We start from the raw sequence: 21,474 nt of genomic DNA on the forward strand, positions 1-21,474 counted from the left end.
CCACAGCGGATGCCGGGTGCCCACCGCCCGGAAGAGCGCCCACTCCCCTCCCCCGCGCCTCGACTTGTTGCACATTCCCCACGCCCGCGGCGCCCGAGGGGACCGCGGAACGTGGGTGATGTGCAATAAGTCAGGAGGAGGCGCCGACGCGGATGACGGAGCGCAGCGTGCGCAGCGCCACCGACAGCGCCGCGATGTTCGGGCTCTCGAGCCGACGGATCGCCGACAGCGCGGTCCGGCTGCGCTGGATCGACTCCCGGTTGGCGCTCTCCCAGGCGGCCCACTGCTCGGCCGGCTCCGGGCCGGCGTCGCCGCCGACCTCGATGACCGACCGGGTCAGGGACTCGAGCACGGAGTACAGGTCGTCGCGCAGCGCCCCGCGGGCCAGGGCGTCCCACCGGTCGTCGCGCGGCAGGCGGGTCACCTTGGTCAGCATCGAGTCGATGCCGAACCGCTCCGAGACGAGGTAGTACAGCGGGGCGACGTCGGTCGGCTGCCGGCCGGTGTCGGCGGCGATGTCGATGATGTCGAGCAACGAGTACCAGTCGAGGAGGGAGGCGGCGTGCACGGCGAGGTCCTCGGGCACGCCGACCTTCATGTACTCCGACGCCTTGCGCTCCAGGCGCCGGCGCTCGTCGCCGCGCAGCAGCGTCGGCACCTGCGGGCCGAGCTCGTGCACGATGGCGGAGAAGCGCTCGATCTCCGCTCCGATGTCGAGCGTCGAGGGCCGCGAGGTGAGGAACCACCGCACCGAACGGTCGAGCAGCCGCCGGAACTCGAGGTAGAGGCCGGTCTGGGCCGCCGTCGGCACGACGTTGTCGAGCTCCTCGACGCGGCGCACGAAGTCGGCGAGGCCGAAGACCTCCCGGCAGACCACGAACGCCCGGGTCACCTGCTCCGACGTCGCGCCGGCCTCCTCGGTGGCCCGGTAGGCGAAGGTGATCCCGCCGCGGTTGACCATCGAGTTGACGACCGAGTTGGTGACGATCTCGCGCCGCAGCGGGTGCGCTGCGAGCTCGTCGGGGTAGCGCTCGCGGATCGGGGGCGGGAAGTACTCGCCGAGGGTCCTCGCGAAGTACGGGTCGTCCGGGATCGAGCTCGCGAGGATGTCCTCCTTGAGGGCGAGCTTCGCGTAGGCGACGAGCACCGCGAACTCCGGCGACTTCAGCCCGAGGCGGTCGTGCACGCGCTTCTCGATCTCGGCGTCGCTCGGCAGGAACTCCAGCCCACGGTCGAGGTCGCCGCGGTCCTCGAGCCAGTGGATGAGGCGCTCGTGGACGCTGGCCATCGACAGCTCCTGCGCCCGGGCGTTGCCGAGGAGCACGTTCTGCTCGTAGTTGTCGCGCAGCACGTGCTGGGCGACGTCGTCGGTCATCGACGCGAGCAGCTCGTTGCGCTCCTGCGTCGTGAGGTCGCCGCCACGGACGACCTCGCCGAGGAGGATCTTGATGTTGACCTCGTGGTCGGAGGTGTCGACGCCGGCGGAGTTGTCGATGGCGTCGGTGTTGACGCGCACCCCGTTCAGCGCCGCCTCGATCCGGCCGAGCTGGGACAGACCGAGGTTGCCACCCTCACCGACGACCTTGACCCGCAGCTCCCCGCCGTCGACCCGGATGGCGTCGTTGGCACGGTCACCGATCGAGAGGTGGTCCTCGGTCGCGGCCTTGACGTAGGTGCCGATCCCGCCGTTCCACAGCAGGTCGACCGGCGCGAGCAGGATGGCGTGGATGAGCTCGGCCGGGGTCATCGTCGTGACGCCCGGGTCGAGGCCGAGTGCCGTGGCCATCTCGGGCGTGATGTCGACCGACTTCAGGGTGCGCGCGAACACGCCACCGCCGGTCGAGATGAGCGAGCGGTCGTAGTCGTCCCAGGACGAGCGCGGCAGCCCGAAGAGCCGTGTGCGCTCGGCGAACGCCGGCCCGGCAACCGGGTCGGGGTCGATGAAGACGTGCCGGTGGTCGAAGGCCGCGACGAGCCGGATGTGCTCCGAGAGGAGCATGCCGTTGCCGAACACGTCGCCGCTCATGTCGCCGATGCCGACGACGGTGAACTCCTGCGACTGGGTGTCGACGCCCATCTCGCGGAAGTGCCGCTTGACCGACTCCCACGCGCCGCGCGCGGTGATGCCCATCGCCTTGTGGTCGTACCCCGCCGAGCCGCCCGACGCGAACGCGTCGTCGAGCCAGAAGCCGTACGACTGGGCGACCCCGTTCGCAATGTCCGAGAAGGTCGCCGTCCCCTTGTCGGCCGCGACGACGAGGTAGGGGTCGTCGCCGTCGTGGCGCACGACGCGCTCCGGCGGCACGATCGCGCCGGAGACCCGGTTGTCGGTGATGTCGAGCAGGCCCGAGATGAACATCCGGTACGCCGCCTTGCCCTCCTCCAGCCAGGCCTCGCGGTCGAGCGCGGGGTCGGGCAGCTGCTTGGCGTAGAACCCGCCCTTGGACCCGGTCGGGACGATGACGGCGTTCTTGACCATCTGCGCCTTGACGAGCCCGAGGATCTCGGTGCGGAAGTCCTCGCGCCGGTCCGACCAGCGCAGCCCGCCGCGGGCGACCGGTCCGAAGCGCAGGTGCACGCCCTCGACCCGAGGGCTGTAGACCCAGATCTCGAACTGCGGCCGCGGCGCCGGGAGGTCGGGCACCGCCTTGGGGTTGAGCTTGAGCGAGACGTACGGCTTGTGCTCGGCGCCGTCCGCGCCGTGCTGGTAGAAGTTCGTCCGCAGGCCGGCCCGGATGACGCCGAGGAAGGCCCGGATGATGCGGTCGTGGTCGAGCGAGGACACGTCGTCGAGGGCGTCGAGCACCCGGGTCGCGGCCGCCTCCTCGTCGGTCGAGGCACCGGATGCCGTCGCGCCGGCACCGTCGGACCCGGCGGCGGGAGCGCCAGCCGGCTGCCCGGCACCCCGGTCGGGGTCGAAGCGCGCCTGCCAGACCTCGACGAGGTCACGCGCGATCGTAGGGTGCGAGACGAGGGCGTCCTCGAGGTAGTCCTGGGAGTACGTGGCGCGGGTCTGGCGCAGGTACTTGGCGACGGTGCGCAGCACGACGACCTGGCGCCAGGTGAGCTGGGCGGCGAGGACGAGCCGGTTGAAGCCGTCGGACTCGGCGCGGCCGTCCCAGACCGCCGACACCGCACCCTCGAACAGGTCGCGCAGCCGCTCGTGCGGGCACTCCTCCCAGATCGCGGCATCCTTGACCCGCAGGCCGAAGTCGTAGACGTGCAGGGTCGTGCCGTCGGCCCGGTCGATCTCGAAGGGCTGCTCGTCGACGACCTCGACACCCATGTGGCTGAAGATCGGCAGGATGTCGGTGAGCGAGAGCGGGTCGACGCGGAAGAGCTTGAAGCGCCGGATGGTGGCGGGCGCGTCGGCCGGCCGGTAGAGGGCGACGCTCGTGCCCCGCCCGGGCCCGAGCCGGTCGAGGTGGGCGAGGTCGGCCACGCCCTGCCGCACGGTGAACGTCTCCTCGTAGGCCGTCGGGAAGGAGCGACCGAACCGGTCCATGAGGCGGTCGCCGGTCTCCTCGCCGTGGGCCGTGCGCAGGGCGTCACCGAGGCGGTCGGACCACGTGCGGCTCACCTCGACGAGGCGCTGCTCGAGGGCGTCCTGCTCGGCGCGGTCGAGCGTGCGCACCCGCTTGCCCTTGGCCACCCGGACGACGAACTGCAGGCGCGACAGGGCGGACTCGCTGACCCGGGCCGAGAACTCGACCGACTCGCCGCCGAAGGTGTCCTTGAGCAGGTCGGCCATCTTGACGCGCACGCCGGTGTTGTAGCGGTCACGCGGGATGTAGACGAGGCAGGAGACGAAGCGCCCGAAGTCGTCCTCGCGGATGAACAGCTTGGTGCGGCGGCGCTCCTGGAGCTGGGTGACCGCCATCGCCGTCTCGTAGAGCTGCTCGACGCTGGCCTGGATGAGCTCGTCGCGGGGGTAGCCCTCGAGCACCCCGATGAGGTCCTTGCCGGTGTGGCTGTCGGGGGCGACCCCCGAGCGCTCGAGGACGCCGTGCACCTTCTCGGCGACGAGCGGCACGCGCATGACGGACTCGGTGTACGCGGTCGACGCGTAGAGGCCGAGGAACCGGCGCTCGCCGATGACGTTGCCCTCCTCGTCGTACTGCTTGACGCCGACGTAGTCGAGGTGTGCGACGCGGTGGACGGTCGAGCGCGAGTTGGCCTTCGTGAGCACGAGGATGTTCGGCTCGTGGGCCTTGGCACGAGCCTGGGCCGAGAGCACGTCGGGCTCCTTGCCGAGCGGCGGGTCGGAGCGCAGCAGGCCGAGGCCCGAGCCGGTGACCGGCTCGATGACCTCGCCGGCGTCGGTCATCCGCAGGGTGTAGTCCCGGTAGCCGAGGAAGGTGAAGTGGTTGTCGGCCATCCACCGCAGGAAGCGGATGGCGAGCGCGGTCTCGTCGGCGTCGACGCCCTCCGGGGGCGTGCCCTCGAGCTCGGCCGCGACGACGAGGCACTTGCTGCGCATCCGCGGCCAGTCCTCGACGGCCTGGCGGACGTCCTCGAGGACCTCGCGCACGACCCGCTCGAGGTGGGCCCGGCGCTTCTCGTCGCTCTCGCGGTCGATGGACAGCAGCATCCACGACTCGGCGAGCTCGCCGAGGGCCCCCTTGGCCTTCTTGCCCGTGACGTCGCGGTCCAGGACCTCCTCGAGGCCGCCGAGGGCGTCACGGCTCACGACGAGCTGCGGGTGCACGATGAGGTGGATGTCGATGCCGGCGCCGACGAGGGCCCCGGTGACCGAGTCGACGAGGAAGGGCATGTCGTCGGTGACGACCTGGATGACGGTGCGTGCGTTGGACCAGCCGTCGGTCTCGGTACTCGGGTTGTACACGCGCACGTTGGAGACGCCCGGCAGCCGGGTCGCAGCGAGCTCGAGGTGGCTCGCGGCCGCGCCGGCGTAGATGTCCGGGGTGCGCGACAGGAGCTCGTCGAGGGGCACGTGCCGGAAGTAGCGGTGCACGAACGTCGGTCCCCCGCCGTCCGGAGCGGCCTCCTCGAACGCGGTGGCGATCTCGGCGAGGACGTCCTCACGGCTGCGGGCCTGGGCGGTCGACATGGCGCGGTGGCACTCCTTCGTCGCTACTCACCGGGGGCGGCGGGGCACGCCGTCGTGCCCGCCCCGAGCCTAGCCATTCGCGAGCGCCGGCCGACGGGTGGCGGCCGGGCAGGTGTCTCGTCGGCGAGACGGTTCCGCACCAGGCGGCACTGCACCGGTCGTGGTGTAGGCGCCCGGCACGCCATGCAGCCAGCGGACCGGGCGCGGCTCCGGCTCGATGCTCCTCCTCACCGAGCTGCACGGCGCCGCCCTCCGGCGCGGCACCCGCGCCGGGCGGGGCTCCTGCCGGATCGAGGTGACACCGCTCGCGGATCCGCGCACCTGCCGGTCGACCCGACCGGCTGCTCGCGGGTGCACCGTCAGCCGGCCCCGATCCGCCCCGCGATGATGCTCGTCACGACGACCGAGGTGATCGTGACCGTCGAGAACCCGGCGACGATCATCTTCGGCAGGATCGACTGCTCTATCGCGGCGACCTCCTCGGGACTCTCCCCGGCCCCCTTGGCCGCCTCCTGCGACAGGATCATCGTGCCGGGGAACCCGTAGAGCGAGGTCAGCCCGATCGCGATCGACATCGGGATGCTGTAGCCGAGCAGCTTGCCGACCAGGGCCGAGAACCCCGTGATCCCGGCGACGCCGAACACGAAGACGAGCAGGAGGGGGAGGGCGAGCGCCTTGACGTCTGCCGGCTCGACGGTCGCGAGCGGGCCGAAGACGAGGATCATGATGGCGAGCATCATGAGGCCGAAGGAGTCGATGCCGGCGAGCACCGACGGCTTGAAGACCCCGCTCGTGCGCAGCGCGATCCCGAAGACGAGGGCCACGACGAAGGTGTTGAGGATGCCGTCGGTCAGGTTGTTGATGCCGAGCGAGGCGAGCACGACGAGCCCGACGACGAACAGCGTGCCGGGGGTGTTGAGGAACGCGGCGGGGAGCATCGACGCGGAGGCGGCCTCCTCGCCGACCTCCTCGGCCGGCGCCAGGTTCCCGGCGCGGTACTCGTCCCGCAGCCGGGCCGCCTCCTTGCGCAGGATGAGAGAGGTGAGCGGGAAGCCGACGAGGCCCTGGAGGGCGGCGATGAGCACCGGGAAGACCGCGATCGCCGTCAGGCCGACGCCGAGGGCGGCCTCCTGGACGATGATGACCGAGATGGTGCCGCCGCTCAGGGCCCCGGTGCCCGCGACGACGAAGTCGAGCGCCTGGGCGTAGCCGTCGGCGGCCGAGCCGGAGATCCGCCCACCGAAGAGCAGGCTCGCGACCCACAGCGCGACCCCGATGCCGACGACGGTCGAGAAGCCGATGAGGAAGGTCTTCCACTGCTTCTTGAAGTCGTCGAGGCTGATCATCGTCCCGAGGTGCACGATGATGAACCCGACGACGACGCCGGCGAGCGCGAGCAGCGACGAGCTGGCCAGCAGGTCGTCGGGGAAGATGCCGGTGAGGAACCCGACGAGGAAGATGATCGACGCGACGAACAGCGACGAGAGCAGCGACTTCGTCTTGCGCGCGACGTACTCGCTCACCGTCCACACCGCCATGACGACGACGAAGGCCACGATCGGGTTCATGGGGTCTCCTCAGGGAACGGTTGGCTGATCCAACCACGGGTGCACTCGAGGCCGGGTGCGTCGGACGAGAGCCGGCACGTTCAGAACCCCCACACGACGGGGACCCACAGCACCGCCACCGCCAGGAAGAGCAGGAGGAGGGGCAGGCCGAGCTTCCAGTAGTCGCCGAAGCGGTAGCCCCCCGGCTCGAGGATCATCGTGTTCGCCGGGGTGGCGACGGGGGTGAGGAAGGACGCCGCCCCCGAGATCCCGAGCGCCATCATGAACGGCAGCGGTGAGGCGCCGAGGTCGAGCGCGACGACCGCCCCGATCGGCGTCATGATGAGCACCGTCGCCGTGTTGCTGATGAGCTGCCCGAGCAGCATCGTGATCAGGCACAGGGCGAGCAGCGCGAGGTGCGGCGACGCCGACCCGACGACGTCGAGCAGCCGGCCGGCGATGAGGTCGGCGGTGCCGGTCGTGGTGAACGCCGTCGACAGCGGGATCATCCCCCCGACGAGCACGACCGTCGTCCACGAGACCGCCCGGTAGGCCTGCGTCGGGGTGAGCACGCCGGTGAGCACGACGGCGCACGCGGCGAACAGCCCGGCGATGGCCGAGGGCACGATCCCCGTCGCGAGGAGGACGACCATCCCGGCGAGGACCGCGACGGCCCGCCGGGCCCCGCGCCCGAGCGGCACGCCGCGACGCAGCCGGGCCGGGTCGTCGACGACGAGCACCTCGCCGCCGCCGGAGGTGTGCTCCTGCAGCTTGTCCCAGCTGCCGCTCAGCAGGAGGGTGTCCCCGGCCCGCAGTCGCTCGTCGGGGCCCTCCAGCTCGTCACCGGAGCGCTGGACGGCGAGCACGACGAGGTCGCCGCTCGGGGTGGCCATCCCCGCGAACAGGTGCTGGCCGATGAGGGGCGAGCGCGGCGCGACGACGACCTCGGTGACGCCGCGCGTCGCCCCGACGAGGTCGGTCCCCTCCGGCAGCGCGTACTGCGCCCGCAGCGCGTCCGTGAGGTCGCCGAGGTCCTGGGGCAGGCTCTCGGGCGTGCGGTGCGGCAGCAGCCGGCGGCCGAACACGACGATGATGACGAGCGCCCCGGTGAGCAGCGGGATGCCGGCCAGCGCGAACTCGAGGAACGCGAAGGGCCGTGCGCCGGCATCCTGCGCCGCGTTGCTGACGATGATGTTGACCGGCGTCCCGGTGAGGGCGAGCATCGAGCCGGCGTGCGCGGAGAACGCGAGGGGCATGAGCATCTGGGACGGCGGCATCCCCGCGCGCGCGGCCACGACGACGACGACCGGGATGAGCGCCGCGACGGCGCCGTTGACGCTGATGAGCGCGGTGAGCACGGCGACGAGCAGGCAGACGACGACGAGCAGGCGGGCCCGCCCCTCGCCGCCGCGCACGAGCAGCTGCTCCCCCGCCCACGCCGTGACCCCGGTCGAGTCGAGCGCCTCGCCGACGACGAACAGCGTCGCGATGAAGATGACCGTCGGGTCGCCGAACCCTGCCAGCGCGTCGTCGAGCTCGAGGATTCCCGTGAGCCACAACGAGACCGAGACGCCGATGGCGACGATGCCCAGCGGCACGCGGTTCGACACGAAGGCGACGACGGCGAGCGCGAGGATGGCGAGGGTCGTCGCCTCCGGGCTCATGGGCGTGACTCTAGACCCGGGCACGGTCCCGCTCGTCGAGGTTCCACCGATGCCGGCTCGGGGGCGTCGCGCGGGATGCCGGGCGCGCGTCGGGTGCCCGGCCCGCGGCAGCAGGGGGGTTCAGCGCGGGCTACCGAACCGTGCGCACCGGAGGTTCGCCGGCCGGCGCTACTCGACGACGACGTCGAGGGTGTGGCCAGACGGGTCGGCGGCGTAGGCGATCCGGCTGCCTGACGCCCGGGCCGCCCGCAGTGCCTCGACGACGTCGACGGTCACCACCTCGCCGGGGGCGAGCACCGGGATGCCGGGCGGGTAGGGCGCGACGATCTCGGCGCTCACCCGACCGACGGCCCGCTCGACCGGCACGCTCTCGCGCTCGGCGAAGAAGGCCTCGCGCGGCGACATGGCCGGCACGGGGTCGACGGCCCACACCCCCGACACTACGACCGGCCGGGGCCTGCCCCGCCGGCCCTGGACCGACTCGACGAGCGCCACGGCGAGGTCCTCGACCCGCTCCGGGCTGTCGGCGAGGGTCACCATCGCGACGATCGTGTCGCGGTCGGCCATCTCGACCGGCATCCCCCGGGCGAGCAGGTCGGCCTCGACCTCGTTGCCGTCGGCGCCGGTGCCGGGCAGGACGAGCACGAGGCGCATCGGGTCGACAGCGGGCCCGTCGAGCACGACGAGCCCGGTCAGCTGCGCCAGCCGGCGGCGAGCAGCCGCGACCGCCTCGACGACGGGGCCGAGCAGGGCCTCGCCGTCGCGCTCGAGGAGGGCGCGCGAGGCGTCGATGCTCGCCAGGATGGCGCCGGCCGGGCTCGTCGTGGCGGTGGCATCGACGGCTGCGTCGAAGCGGGCCCGGCTGATCCGTCGGCTGCGGGCGAGGAGGAGGGCTCCCTGCGACCACGCCGGCAGGGTCTTGTGCGCGCTCGTCACGAGGGCGTCGGCCCCGGCGGCCAGGGCGTGTGGCGGCAGCGCCGGGTGGAAGCCGAAGTGCGCACCCCACGCGGCGTCGACGACGAGCGGGATGCCGTGCGCGTGCGAGACCGCGGCGAGCGCGCCGACGTCGCCCACCGTCCCGACGTAGGACGGGTCGCCGATGAGCACGGCCGTCGCGTCGGGGGCCGCGGCGAGGGCCGCCTCGAGGTCGGATGCGGTGACCCCGAGCGGCAGGCCGTGCGCGGCATCCACCTCGGGTCGCACCCAGACCGGTTCGAGGCCGGCGAGGACGAGTCCGAGGAGCATCGAGCGGTGCAGGGTGCGGGCGACGACGACCCGGTCGCCGGGGCGGCCGACGGTGAGCGCGAGCGCCTGGTTGCCGTGCGTCGAGCCACCGACGGAGAAGCGGCACAGGTCGGCGCCCCAGAGCCGGGCGGCCCGGCCCTCGGCCTCGGCGACGACGCCCCGCGAGAGCTTCATCGTGTCGAGCCCGGCGTAGAGGGGCACGTCGCCCGCGACGACGTCCCCGACGAGGTCGTGGCGCTGCTTGTGCCCGGGGATGGTGAAGGGGGTCGGGGCGTCCTCGTGGAAGCGCAGCCAGGCGTCGAGCAGCGGCGCGACGCCGCGCAGGTGCCGCGGGTCAGTGGGCACGGCCGGCCACCCACTGCGAGACCGCGTCGGTCAGGGCGACGGTGAACCGTCGCACCTGGTGGAGGTCCACCCACTCGTCGGCGGCGTGCAGCCCACCGCCGGCGGGTCCGCAGACGAGGGTCGGGATGCCGGCCGCCTGCCACAGCGGCGCCTCCATCCAGTACGGCGCGTGGAACCGTTCCGGGGCGGAGAGGGCGGGTCCCACGGCGGGGGCGGGTTCAGCGGCCGGCACGGCGGATGCGGGTTCAGCGGCGGGGACGGGTCCGGCGGTGGGTGCCGCGCCGACGGCGAGGGCGGTCTCGAGGGCCTGGCCGAGGTCGGCCGCGGGGCCGGTGTCGTCGAGCCGCCAGGAGTCGCGGGCCAGGACGAGCCGGGCGCGCGAGCGCACCGTGTCGTCGTGGAGTCGGAGGTGGACGAGCAGGTGCTGGACCTCGGACAGGGCCACGTCCGAGGTCTCGCCGGGGACCGTGCGCCGCTCGACGAGGGCCCGTGCCGTGCGGGCGAGGACGAAGGGCGACTCGCCCCCGGACGCGAGGGTGACGAGCATCGTCCCGCCGTGCTCGGCGACCTCGCGGCCGCGCTCCTCGACCGCCGTGAGGAGGCGGCCAAGATGTGCGACGGCGTTGACCCCGAGGTCGGGCTGCGAGGAGTGCGCCGCCTGTCCCTCGAGCTCGACCTCCACGAGGGCGTAGCCGCGCAGGGTCTCGGCGAGGGCGAGCCAGGTCGGCTCGGTGATGACGGCGACGTCGGGCCGCACCCCGAGGCCGGGCAGCGCCTCGAGCACGGCCTCGGTGCCCAGGCTCGCGTCCTCCTCGTCGGCGACGAGGGCCAGGACGACCCGGCCCGGCGACCCTCGACGAGCCAGCTCCTCGGCGGCGACGACGATCGCGGCCACTCCGCCCTTCATGTCGCAGGCACCCCGACCCTCGAGCCGGTCGCCGTCGGTGCGGGGCTCGAACGGCGCGGTCATCCCGTCGACCCCGACGGTGTCGAGGTGGCCGGTGAGGACGACCGTGGGGCCCGGTGTGCCCGTGCCGTCCGTGGTGCTGTCCACAGGGGTGGCTGCGCCGTGGGGTCCGATCGCGACGAGGCTCGGGCGGTCGGGGTGGCCGGGCGGGGTGACGACGTGGGTCTCGAAGCCGGCGCGTCGCAGGCGGGTGCGCAGGTGCTCGACGATCGCCGCCTCTCCGGCGGCGCCCGGTACGAGGCCCGGGTTGACCGAGTCGATGGCGACGAGCGCTGCGGTGAGGGCGACGGCATCCGCCCCGAGGTCCGCGTCGGTGCGCGGACCGGCATCCGACCCCGGGTTAGCGGCGGTGAGGGCGACGGCATCCGCCCCGAGGTCCGCGTCGCTGCGCGGACCGGCATCCGACCTGGGGTCCGCGGCGGTGAGGGCGACGGCATCCGCCGCGAGGCCCGCGTCGGTGCGCGGACCGGCATCCGACCTGGGGTCCGCGGCGGTGCGAGCACCGGCTGCACCACCGCCGGCGCCTTCGAGGCTGCCGGACCGGTCTCTCCTGGGGCGGTCGGTGACGCCATCCCTGCGGTCGTCGGTGAGGTCGTCGGTGGCCACTCTTGGACCCTACGCCGCTCCGCCGGGGCGCCGGGCGTGGAGGCTGCCTCCCGCCGTGGGTGCCGAAGTGGCTGCCGGGGCGACCACCTCGGCACCCAACCCCGGGCCACCGCGACGGGCGACAACCTCGAGGGCCCGGGGGGCTGTGGACGACGACGGGGTCCGACGGCGGTCCTTCCCTAGAGTGGCGGGGTGACCCTCGGTCCAGACCCGGCACGGGCCCGCGCAGCCGTCGAGAGCCTCACCGCCCTGCGCGACGGGGTCCGGGCAGCCGAGGACGACGTGCTCGCGTGCCTCGTCGTCACGGGTGAGCCGCGGCCCCAGCGCGTGCTCGACGACTGGCTCGACCAGGCCGCTGACACGCTGCGGGCCCTCGGGGAGACCGCGGCCGACCTCTCCCCCACCCTCGACCGGTACACGAGACCGCCCGGCACGGATGCCGTGTGGTCGCGGGCGCCGGCCGCCTCACCCGCGGCACCGGCCGCCTCACCCGCGCCACCGGCCGCCTCCCCCGCGGCACCGGCCGCCTCCCCCGCGGCACCGGCCGCCTCCCCCGCGGCACCGGCCGCCTCCCCCGCGGCACCGGCCGCGGAGCCGGAACGGCAGGGGCGGCCGTGAGCGTCGTGCCGGGCGACCCGGCATCCCTGTCCGCGTGCGGCGCCGCGACGCGCGGCGTGGGCGAGCGGCTCGGCCGGCACGCGTCCGGCGTGCGCACGGCATCCCGGCTGCTCGGCGAGGGGTGGGCGGGCCGCACGTCCGCCGGGGTGCGACGGCGCACCGGCGACCTCGCGGAGGCAACCGACGCGACGGCGGCCGAGCTCGACCGGGTCGGCCGGGTGCTCCAGGACCACGCGAGCGACCTCGCCGACCTCGTCGCACGGGGCCGGGCGCTCGAGGAGCGCGCCCGCGCGGCCGGGCTCGAGGTGCGCGAGGGACGCGTCGAGGTGGCGTGGGGGGTCACCGGGACGGCCGACGCGGCATCCGACCGTCAACGTGAGGAGGCCCGGGCCGGGTTGCAGGCCGAGCTCGACCTCGTGCTCGCGCAGCACCGGCGGCGGCGCGACTGGGTGCTCGGTGTGCTCCGTGAGTCGACGACGACCCTGGCCGAGGTCTCCCGCAACCTGCGTGGCGGATGAGAGGATCGCCGGACCGCCGGATGCCGGCCCGCCGATCGAAGGGACTTGAGGGTGCGAGTGACGACGCGCGAGGAGCTGGGCGGGACCGTCGAGGAGGTCTACGCGCTGTTCACCGACGTGGCCTTCCAGGAGGCCAAGTGCCTGGCGACGACCGACGACGCCAACCACTTCAGCGTCGACGTCATGGGCGGGCCGACGGGTGAGAAGGTCCGCACCGAGCGGCACCTGAAGTCGGACGGGCTGCCCGACGTCGCGAGGTCCTTCGTCGGGGAGCACCTGACGATCATCGAGGTGCAGTCCTGGTCCGCCCCGGCCGCCGACGGCTCGCGCGAGTCGGCGGTCGACATGCACGTCAAGGGCGCGCCGCTCACCCTCAAGGGAACCCTGCGGCTCGAGCCCGCGGGGGGCGCCACCGTCAAGGTGCTCGACCTCGACCTCAAGGCGCACGTGCCGTTCATCGGGGGCAAGATCGAACGCGCGGCGGCCGAGCCGATCGAGGCGGCGATCGCCATCGAGTCCGAGCTCATCCGGGAGTGGCTCGCCCGCTGACCGCCCGGCATCCCCGCGCCTCTTCCTGCACTTCGTGCGACTTGAGTGCGGTTCTGCGGCACTCGCCCGCGAGAAACCGCGCCGAAGTCGCACGAAGTCAGGTGGTCCCGACACCCCTTGACTTCGTGCACATCACCCACCCGTCACGGGCCGAACTCGGCCTCGCCGGGTGGGTGATGTGCACCGGTCAGCCCATGTGTGGGTAGGTGTGGTTCGTCGGCGGGACGAAGTTCTCCTTGATGGAGCGCACCGAGGTCCAGCGCAGGAGGTTCGCGGCCGAGCCCGCCTTGTCGTTGGTGCCCGAGGCGCGGCCGCCGCCGAAGGGCTGCTGGCCGACGACGGCGCCGGTCGGCTTGTCGTTGACGTAGAAGTTGCCGGCGGCGAAGCGCAGCCGGTGGGTGGCGTCCGCGATGGCCGCCCGGTCCTGCGCGATGACCGCGCCGGTGAGGGCGTACGGGGCGAACGACTCCATCTGCTCGAGCACCTTCGAGTACTGCCGGTCGGGGTAGACGTGCACGGCGAGGATCGGGCCGAAGTACTCGGTCGCGAACATCTCGTCGGTCGGGTCGCTGCTCTCGACGACGGTCGGTCGCACGAAGTACCCGACCGAGTCGTCGTAGGTGCCGCCCGCGACGACGTCGAGGTGGCTCGTCGCGTGGGCCCGGTCGATGGCGGCCTTGTGCCTGGCGAACGCCCGGTCGTCGATGACGGCGCCCATGAAGTTCGACAGGTCGGTGACATCACCCATGGCGAGGCCGTTCGTCAGCTCGACGAGGTCGCCCTTGATCTGCCGCCACAACGAGCGAGGCACGTAGGCGCGCGAGGCGGCCGAGCACTTCTGGCCCTGGTACTCGAAGGCGCCGCGGATGAGCGCGGTGCGCAGCACGTCGGGGTCGGCGCTCGGGTGGGCGAGCACGAAGTCCTTGCCCCCCGTCTCGCCGACGATGCGCGGGTAGTGGCGGTAGGTCGTGAGGCTCGACCCGATCTGCTGCCACAGGCCCTGGAACACCGCGGTCGAGCCGGTGAAGTGCAGCCCTGCGAACTCCGGGTGCCCGAGCACAACCTCCGAGACCTCGCGGCCGTGGCCGGTGACCATGTTGACGACGCCGGGCGGCATCCCGGCCTCCTCGAGCAGCTCCATCGTCAGCTGTGCGGCGAGCTGCTGGGAGTGCGAGGGCTTCCACACGACGGTGTTGCCCATGAGGGCGGGTGCCGTCGGGAGGTTGCCCGCGATCGCGGTGAAGTTGAAGGGCGTGATGGCGTAGACGAAGCCCTCGAGGGAGCGGTAGTCGCTGCGGTTCCACAGGCCGCGCGAGTTGGCCGGGGGCTGCTCCTCGATGATCTGGCGGGCGAAGTGCACGTTGAAGCGCCAGAAGTCGATGAGCTCGCACGCGGCGTCGATCTCCGCCTGGTATGCCGTCTTGCTCTGTCCCAGCATCGTCGCGGCGTTGATCCGAGCTCGCCACGGGCCGGCGAGCAGGTCAGCGGCCTTGAGCAGGACCGCGGCGCGGTCGTCGAAGGACAGGTCCCGCCACGCCGGCGCGGCGGTCATCGCCGCGTCGATCGCCGCGGCCGCGTCGCCCTTGGTGGCTCCACGGGTCACGGCGAGCACCTTGCGGTGGGCGTGCGGCTGGCGCACCTCGATGCGCTCGCCCTTTCCGGCAACGCGCCGGCCGCCGATGGTGTGCGGGAGGTCGCGCCGGTCCGCGGCGAGCTCGGCGAGGGCCACCTCGAGGCGGGCCCGCTCGGGGGTGCCCGGGGCGTAGTCGAGCACGGGCTCGTTCGTCGGGGTGGGCACGTGCGTCACAGCGTCCATGCGGGGGCTCCTCGCTTCGGTCACGGCGTCGGGATCACCCCCACTCTTCCGTCGCGCGTTCCCCCCGTGCAACCTCTTGCGAGAGTCCGCACCGCGCTCTGGGCGTCACCCGACGAGGGCGCGGACCTGCGCGAGCTCGGTGACGTCGTACCAGAGCAGGTCGGTCGGCTCGCTCGCGCCCGGCTCCTCGTCGACGTGGAAGGAGACGACCCGACGGCGGTCGACGGGGGCCGACAGGCGCACCCGCGAGGGCACGTCCGGCGAGGTTGGGTGCAGCACGGTCGAGGCGTCGACGTCCGCGGCGGCGACGACCCGGCGCCGGATGCCCCCCTCGGTCAGCCCGACCGCCTCGAGGGTGGCGGCGACCCAAGCGGCGTGCTCGAGCTCCTCCTCGTCGGTCACGAGACCCGGGCGACCGAGCGCGGGCGTCACGGCGTGGGCGTCGAGGGGCGCCGGGCCCAGCGGCTCGCCGTCGGCGAGGGCGGCGAGGTCCGCGGACGTGAGGGGGAGGTAGACCCGGGCGAGCGGCATACCGGCTCCTGTCTGTCGGGGTCAGCGGGTGCCGACGCGAGGGGCCTCGAGCAGCTCATGGAGGGCGTCGACGACGCCGCGCCCGAGGACGTCGGCGTCGGGCATGGCGTCGCGGTCGGCGTACAGCCCGTAGTAGACACCGCCGTCGTAGCTCGTGAGCCCGATCGAGAGCGCCTGCCCGCGGCCGAGCGGGGTGACGGGGTAGGTCGAGACCATCCGGGCACCGGCCGCGTAGAGCGGGGTCTGCGGGCCGGGCACGTTGGTGATGACGACGTTGTACAGCCGCTTCGAGACCATCCCCCCGAGCCGGGCGCCGAGGGCGTGCATCGTCGGGGGCGCGAACCCGCCGAGGCCGGCCAGCGTGTCGGCGGACACGGCCCGCCCCGATCCGCCCTCCATCTGCTGGCGCATCGAGAAGGCGATCTGGTGCAGCCGCATCGACGGGCCCGGCTCCCCGACGGGCAGGTCGACGAAGCAGGCGGTCATCTGCGCGCCGGTCGGGGGGTCCTCCCCGGAGTGCACCGATACCGGCACCATGGCGCGGATCGTCGTGCCGGGGTAGACGGACTCGCCGCGGGTGAGCAACCACGAGCGGAACGCCCCGGCGATCGTCGCGAGGATGACGTCGTTGACGGTGACCTCGTCGGCGAAGGACCCCTGGCCCAGGCGGGTGCGCACGGTGCGGTAGTCGTCGAGGTCGGTGCCGACCATGACGTAGCGGCGGGCCCGGCCGACCGTGGCGTTGAGCGGCGACTCGGGGGCGGGCCGGGCGGACACGCGGGCGATCGTCGACAGCACGTCGCCGGCGACGGTCGCGACCTTGCCGATGGTCTTGCCGACGTCGGCGATGCCGTGCTGCACCGTCTCGACGACCTGGCTCGGGGTGCGCACCGCCTCGGTGAGGGCCCCGACGACGAGCTCGACTCCCCCCGGCTCGGGCCGGGCCCGCCACGCCGTGTGGATGCCGTCGACACCGGTCGGGTTGCCGTCGACGAGGACGTTGCCGATGTCGACCGCGCTGATGCCGTCGACGAGGCTGTGGTGGCTCTTCGTGATGATGGCGAACCGGTCCTCGGCGAGGCCCTCGACGAGGTAGACCTCCCACAGCGGGCGCGACCGGTCGAGCGGGCGCGGCTGGATCCGGGCGACGAGCTCCTCGAGCTGCTCGTCGGAACCCGGGCGCGGCAGGGCGCTGCGGCGCACGTGGTAGCTCATGTCGAAGTGCTTGTCGTCGACCCACACCGGGTTGGCCAGGCCGCCCGGGACGGTCTTGATCCGCTGGCGGTAGCGGGGGACGTGCGCGATGCGCTCGCTGATGAGGGTGACGAGGCTCTCGTAGTCGAAGCCCCGGGCGGGGGCGTCGAACACCATGACGGAGCCGACGTGCATCGGGGTCGCCGCGTCCTCGAGGTGCAGGAACGAGGTGTCCAGGGAGCTCAACCGGTCTGCCACGGGCCTATCGTGTCAGACCGCCGCTCGCCGTCCCGGGGGGGTCGGGAGCCCCGGGATCGCGCCGGCCCGGCGCCCGGGCGTGGCGGGCTTCCCGGCGGAGGCGCGGCGCCGCCCGCGGGACCGGCTGGGGCGCGGCATCCGGGGGTCGAGGGCGGCGGCGAGGTCGGCCAGCGAGAGGGTGAGCGGGTGCTGCGGGGCGACCTCGGGGAGGGCGCGGCCGGCGAGGAGGGCCTCGTCGCACTCGTCGGGCGCCCACGGGAGGAACCGCACCTCCTCCATCCCGGCGAAGCGCCCGAGGACGTCGGCGATGGCACGCTCGGGCCGTCGACCGGCGACCGAGGAGCGGACCTTGTTGACGACGACCGTGGGTCGCGGCGACGGGATGACCGCGACGTCCTGGACGGCACGGACGAGCCGCTGGAGCCCCACGGGGTCCGCGGCGCCGACGATGACGAGCTGGTCGGCCACCTCGAGCGCGGTGAGGGTGGCCGCGTTGCGGCGCGGGGCGGCCGTGTCGTAGCTGAGCTCCTCGTCGTCCTCGACGGCGAACCCGACGTCGACGACGACGTGGTCGACGACGCCCCGGGACAGCCTGAGGACGTCCTCGACCGCGGCGGCGCGCAGCTCGGGCCACCGCTCGGCCTTGGGCAGCCCGGTGAGCACCCGCAGCCCGGGCACGACCTCAGGGGCGACCCGGGCCAGCCCTGCGACGTCGAGGGCGCCCTGCTCGGAGGCACGCGCAGCGGCGGCGACCCCGGGCGCCTCGTCGACGAGGCCGAGCACCTGGGCGACGCTCGCACCCCACGTGTCGAGGTCGACGAGCAGGGTGCGCACTCCGCCGGCAGCGAGGTGGGCAGCGAGCGCGACGGCGACGGTCGTGCGGCCCGGCGCGCCGGTCGGCCCCCAGACGACGGTGACCGGCGTCGGCAGCTCGGGGGCGCCGTCGACGTGCTCACCGAAGCCGTCTTCGTGCCCACCGGAGCCGTCGGCGTCGTCACCGGAGCCGTCGTCGGCAGGGTGGGAGTCTCGGCCGGGTGCGCCGGACGTCGGGATGCCGGGCCGGCCGAGGGGGTCGTGGCCCCCTCCCCACGAACGGCCACCCGACCGGAGGCCGGCCACGCCACCCGCGAGAGCGTCCGGCTCGCCACCCCGCTCCTCCACCGGCGCGCCGGAGACCAGCCCGGTGAGGGCGGCGGCGACGTCGAGCGGCTCGTCCCCCGGGCCGAGCAGCACGCTCACGCCGAGCTGGCGCAGGCGCCGCTCGCCGTCCTCGTCACCGGGCCCGACGAGCCCGGCGACCCGCACCCCGTGGCCCGCGAGGTGGCGCAGGGCGTCGCGGTCGAGGCCCCGCAGGTCCGGCGAGACGACCGCCACGCGGGCGGCCCCGGCCGCGCCGGCCGACAGCAGCTCGGCGACGTCGGCGCAGCGTCGGACGAGGACGACGTCGGGCGCCGCCTCGAGGGCCCGGACGAACTCCGCCTCGAAGCGGTGCGTGAGGGCGGCGAGGACACTCGTCACGACGCGGCCGCCATGACGCCGCCGGGCACGGGGACGAGCGTGATCCTCGCCCCGAGGTCGACGTCCGCGACGAGGTCGCGCACCGACTCCCGGGGCACCATGACGTGCACGGCCCGGGTCTCGGCCGAACCCCCGAGCACACCCTCGTCACCCGCGACGCGCACGACGGACACCGCCTCGAGCGCGCGCTCGGGGCCGGCATACGTGGGCAGCCCGACCGTCGTGCCGGGCTCCGGGCGGTTGACGTAGACGTCGACGACGGAGCCGGCCGACAGCGCGGACGCGGACGTCGCGTCGACGAGGAGCGCGACCTGCTGCACGCCCACGGCATCCGACCCACCGACCGCCGCCGCGGGGATGAGCTCGCCGGGGCGCAGACCGCGCAGGGACCAGGTGTCGTGCGCGACGGGGCGGTCGGCGGGCAGGTACGCGGCGGCGCCGTCGCCGATGAGCACGTCGACCCGCACGAGGTCGGCCTCGGTGAGCCGCTGCCCGGGCGCGACCTGCCCCTTGGCGGCGTACACCGGCACGCGGTCGTCGGCCCGCGCGACGACGACCGAGCCGAGGACGGTCGAGACGAGCACGAGCAGGACCCCGACGAGCAGGCGCGAGTCGCGCCACGACGGGGACCGCAGCCGCGAGGCGGTGGAGGTCGGCAGGTCAGTCATGGGCCCCGATTGTGGTGCAGGAGTCCTCGGCTCGCCTCCCGAGCGGCTGCCGCCTGTGGAGACGCGCGCCACGCGCCGTGCCTGTGGACGACGGGGGCTCTCGTGTCGGCGTCGGGTGGCACACTGACGTCGTGGCCCGCCGCTTCCTCCCGCTCACCGAGGTCTCCGAGATCCTCGACATCTCGGCGGCCCAGGCCTACGCGCTCGTCCGCAGCGGCGACCTGCCCGCCATCAAGGTCGGTGGCCGGGGCCAGTGGCGCATCGAGACCGTCGAGCTCGAGGCCTACATCCAGCGCATGTACGCCGAGACCCGCGAGCTCGTGAGCACCCGCACCGACCGCACCGACGACGCCGAGACGCACGACACGTGACACAACGCTGCCGCCCCGTGGCCGCGGGGCCCCGCCTCAGCGCCTCGCCTCCACCGCCACCACGGCACCGAACGGCAGGGTCGTCACGGCCGTGACGTTCTCGCGGCGGCGCGGCACACCCTCCGCATGCTCGGCGACGTCGAGGTGGTCGGCTCCGACCGCGTCGATCGTGCCGACGACCGCTGCGCCGCCACCCACGAGTGACACCGCGACGGTGGCCCGGTCGCGGGACAGCGCCCGGAGCGCGTAGCCGAGCCCGAACCGCCGCGCCGGCCGACCCGGTTCCGCGTGCGACGCGAGGGCGGTGACGGTCACGACGGATGCCGTCGGCACGAGCAGCTCGCGCCCGCCCACGCGCCCGCGCACGAGCAGCCAACCGTCGCCGAGGTCCTCGAGGTCACCGTTGACGCGGCGGCCGTCGAGGAGCCCCAGGCGCACGTCGCCGCCCACCGCTGCTTCGAGCCGGGCACAGAGCGTCACGAGTGCTCGCTCGCGCCGGGTCCGCTCGGCGACCTCGTCGTCGAGCTCGCGCCGTTCCTCGGCCGCCAGCTGGCCCTCCAGGTCCGCGAACAACCCCTCCCACCGCATGTCCACAGCCTAGGACGTCCGGGTTGCGGCCCTCGAGACCAGCACATACGTTCATCCGCATGAATTCGACGGTAAACAGCATCAAACGATCCCGAATCGCCTTTCGGAGCGCTCTCGCACTCACCGTCGCCTGCCTCTTCGCGTCGTGGCTGTGGCGCGTGGTGGCCGGTGTGGCGGACCGGCTCAGCTTGGGCGCGCCACCGGATGCCGCCGAGCTCGTCACCGGCGTGGCCGCCGCGGCCGCGCTGGCCGGCCTGGGCTGGCTCGCGCTCGGGATCGTCCTCGAGCTCGTCGCCCTCGTACCGGGGTCCGTCGGCCGCGGGGCTCGGTCGGTGACCGAGGCGCTGACACCCCGGCTCGTGCGCCGCAGCCTGGGAGCCCTCCTGGGACTCGGGGTCGTGGCGGGGCTCGCCCCGGGCACCTCCCTCGCCGCACCAGCCCCAGCCAAAGCCGTCGCGACCGCTCCGTTGCCCGACCCCGGCTTCCGGCCGCTTCCCGACCCCGGCTGGTCGACACCGGATGCCGTCACGCCCGCCACCGGGTGGGTGCCCGCAGTGCCCCCGGTGCGGCCGCAGCCGGACGTGCGGGTGCTGAGCGGCGCACCGCGAGAAACCGACCTCGCGCCCGCGGACGTCGTCGTCACCCGCGGTGACTCGCTGTGGTCGATCGCCTCGCGGCACCTCGGCCCCGGGGCCACCGACGCGGAGGTCGCCGAGGCGTGGCCGGCGTGGTTCGAGGCGAACCGGCATGTCATCGGCGCCGACCCGGACCTGCTCCTTCCCGGTCAGGTGCTGCGCGCGCCCGACCCAGCGAGCGCCTCGTGAGCGGCGGAACCCTCCGCGTCGTGGGACCGCCGCGTGCCCTCCCGCCGCCGATCTCCCTCGAAGAGGCGGTTCGCCGCTCCCGCGAGGCCCTCGAGGCGCGCGAGGGTCGCGCGGGCTACGTCCAGGACGCGCTGGCGGTGGACTTCGCCGAAGCCTCCGACGAGCAGCTCTTCGGGCCGCAACGAACCATCCGCGCAGACCTGCCCGACCCGACCGTGTGGGCGGGGCGCATCACCCGGGCGCTGCTCGAGGTCATGACGGGAGTCCGTCCCGCCCCGCAGGTCGTGCGCTGGACCACTCCCGAGGTGTACGCGGTCGTCGCCCGGCGCAGCGCGCTCGTCGCGCGGCGGGTGGCCGAGGGCAACGCGCCGCGGCGGCGCCCCCGGGTGACGGTGGTCCGGGTGCGGGTGTGCGAGCCGGCGGACGGCGTCGCCGAGGCCGCGGTCGTCGTGCACGACGGCACGACGGTGCGGGCGGTCGCCGTCCGGCTCGTCGGCCAGGACGGGAAGTGGCGGGTCAGTGCGCTCCAGATCGGCTGAGCCAGCAGGTGACGGCCCGCCATCGGTCGGTCATCGC

General features: G+C 73.9%; 17 protein-coding genes. 6 read left to right on the forward strand and 11 right to left on the reverse strand.

Annotated elements, in window-relative coordinates; genetic code table 11:
• Positions 1-130: 130 nt before the first annotated feature.
• The 5 genes from ABD899_RS12930 to ABD899_RS12950 form a co-directional block, all read right to left on the reverse strand.
• Positions 131-5,071 carry an NAD-glutamate dehydrogenase gene (locus tag ABD899_RS12930; RefSeq protein WP_345206630.1) on the reverse strand — a complete coding sequence of 1,647 codons (4,941 nt, stop codon included), beginning with the start codon at positions 5,069-5,071 and terminating at the stop codon, positions 131-133.
• Between the two features lie 359 nt (positions 5,072-5,430).
• Positions 5,431-6,639 (reverse strand): hypothetical protein, encoded by a 1,209-nt coding sequence (locus ABD899_RS12935; protein ID WP_345206632.1) that lies wholly within the window; start codon positions 6,637-6,639, stop codon positions 5,431-5,433.
• Between the two features lie 80 nt (positions 6,640-6,719).
• The gene (locus ABD899_RS12940) at positions 6,720-8,282 is read right to left on the reverse strand and encodes an SLC13 family permease (protein WP_345206634.1); all 1,563 of its coding nucleotides are present in this window, start codon (positions 8,280-8,282) and stop codon (positions 6,720-6,722) included.
• Between the two features lie 168 nt (positions 8,283-8,450).
• Positions 8,451-9,872, reverse strand: a complete 1,422-nt coding sequence (locus ABD899_RS12945) for an aminotransferase class I/II-fold pyridoxal phosphate-dependent enzyme (protein WP_345206636.1) — start codon at positions 9,870-9,872, stop codon at positions 8,451-8,453.
• Positions 9,862-11,445 (reverse strand): M20/M25/M40 family metallo-hydrolase, encoded by a 1,584-nt coding sequence (locus ABD899_RS12950; protein WP_345206638.1) that lies wholly within the window; start codon positions 11,443-11,445, stop codon positions 9,862-9,864. The genes ABD899_RS12945 and ABD899_RS12950 overlap by 11 nt, the downstream gene beginning before the upstream one ends.
• A gap of 192 nt (positions 11,446-11,637) precedes the next feature.
• Here ABD899_RS12950 and ABD899_RS12955 point away from each other — a divergent pair, with 192 nt between their 5' ends.
• From ABD899_RS12955 to ABD899_RS12965, 3 genes are read left to right on the forward strand one after another with little or no spacing between them, the layout of a single operon-like run.
• Entirely contained in the window at positions 11,638-12,063 is a 426-nt protein-coding gene (locus ABD899_RS12955; protein WP_345206640.1) for a hypothetical protein, read from the forward strand.
• Entirely contained in the window at positions 12,060-12,581 is a 522-nt protein-coding gene (locus ABD899_RS12960; protein ID WP_345206642.1) for a hypothetical protein, read from the forward strand. Before ABD899_RS12955 ends, ABD899_RS12960 begins: the two co-directional genes overlap by 4 nt.
• A gap of 57 nt (positions 12,582-12,638) precedes the next feature.
• Positions 12,639-13,130: a DUF2505 domain-containing protein gene (locus tag ABD899_RS12965; RefSeq protein ID WP_345206644.1), complete on the forward strand. Its 492-nt coding sequence runs from the start codon at positions 12,639-12,641 to the stop codon at positions 13,128-13,130.
• Between the two features lie 187 nt (positions 13,131-13,317).
• Here ABD899_RS12965 and pruA read toward each other — a convergent pair whose 3' ends face one another.
• From pruA to ABD899_RS12990, 5 genes are all read right to left on the reverse strand, one after another.
• Complete coding sequence (gene pruA, locus ABD899_RS12970; RefSeq protein ID WP_345206645.1) at positions 13,318-14,946, reverse strand: L-glutamate gamma-semialdehyde dehydrogenase; 1,629 nt, start codon at positions 14,944-14,946, stop codon at positions 13,318-13,320.
• A 105-nt stretch (positions 14,947-15,051) separates the two neighbouring features.
• A complete protein-coding gene (locus ABD899_RS12975; RefSeq protein ID WP_345206647.1) occupies positions 15,052-15,477 on the reverse strand; it encodes a DUF6912 family protein in 426 nt (141 codons plus the stop codon).
• Between the two features lie 21 nt (positions 15,478-15,498).
• Positions 15,499-16,929, reverse strand: a complete 1,431-nt coding sequence (locus tag ABD899_RS12980) for a WS/DGAT/MGAT family O-acyltransferase (RefSeq protein WP_345206649.1) — start codon at positions 16,927-16,929, stop codon at positions 15,499-15,501.
• Between the two features lie 12 nt (positions 16,930-16,941).
• Positions 16,942-18,447: a nucleotide-binding protein gene (locus ABD899_RS12985; protein WP_345206651.1), complete on the reverse strand. Its 1,506-nt coding sequence runs from the start codon at positions 18,445-18,447 to the stop codon at positions 16,942-16,944.
• A complete protein-coding gene (locus ABD899_RS12990; RefSeq protein WP_345206653.1) occupies positions 18,444-19,115 on the reverse strand; it encodes a hypothetical protein in 672 nt (223 codons plus the stop codon). The genes ABD899_RS12985 and ABD899_RS12990 overlap by 4 nt, the downstream gene beginning before the upstream one ends.
• Positions 19,116-19,246: 131 nt before the next feature.
• Here ABD899_RS12990 and ABD899_RS12995 point away from each other — a divergent pair, with 131 nt between their 5' ends.
• Positions 19,247-19,486, forward strand: coding sequence for a helix-turn-helix domain-containing protein (locus tag ABD899_RS12995; RefSeq protein WP_345206655.1), 240 nt, complete (start codon positions 19,247-19,249; stop codon positions 19,484-19,486).
• Positions 19,487-19,522: 36 nt separating this feature from the next.
• Here ABD899_RS12995 and ABD899_RS13000 read toward each other — a convergent pair whose 3' ends face one another.
• Positions 19,523-20,074 carry a hypothetical protein gene (locus ABD899_RS13000; protein WP_345206657.1) on the reverse strand — a complete coding sequence of 184 codons (552 nt, stop codon included), beginning with the start codon at positions 20,072-20,074 and terminating at the stop codon, positions 19,523-19,525.
• A 59-nt stretch (positions 20,075-20,133) separates the two neighbouring features.
• Between ABD899_RS13000 and ABD899_RS13005 the strand changes: the two genes are divergently transcribed.
• Positions 20,134-20,898 (forward strand): LysM peptidoglycan-binding domain-containing protein, encoded by a 765-nt coding sequence (locus tag ABD899_RS13005; protein ID WP_345206659.1) that lies wholly within the window; start codon positions 20,134-20,136, stop codon positions 20,896-20,898.
• A gap of 20 nt (positions 20,899-20,918) precedes the next feature.
• On the forward strand, positions 20,919-21,437 hold the full coding sequence (locus ABD899_RS13010; RefSeq protein ID WP_345206661.1) for an Rv3235 family protein: 519 nt from the start codon (positions 20,919-20,921) through the stop codon (positions 21,435-21,437).
• Positions 21,438-21,474 lie beyond the last annotated feature (37 nt).

The organism is Fodinibacter luteus (assembly GCF_039541575.1).
Taxonomy (GTDB): Bacteria; Actinomycetota; Actinomycetes; order Actinomycetales; family Dermatophilaceae; genus Fodinibacter; species Fodinibacter luteus.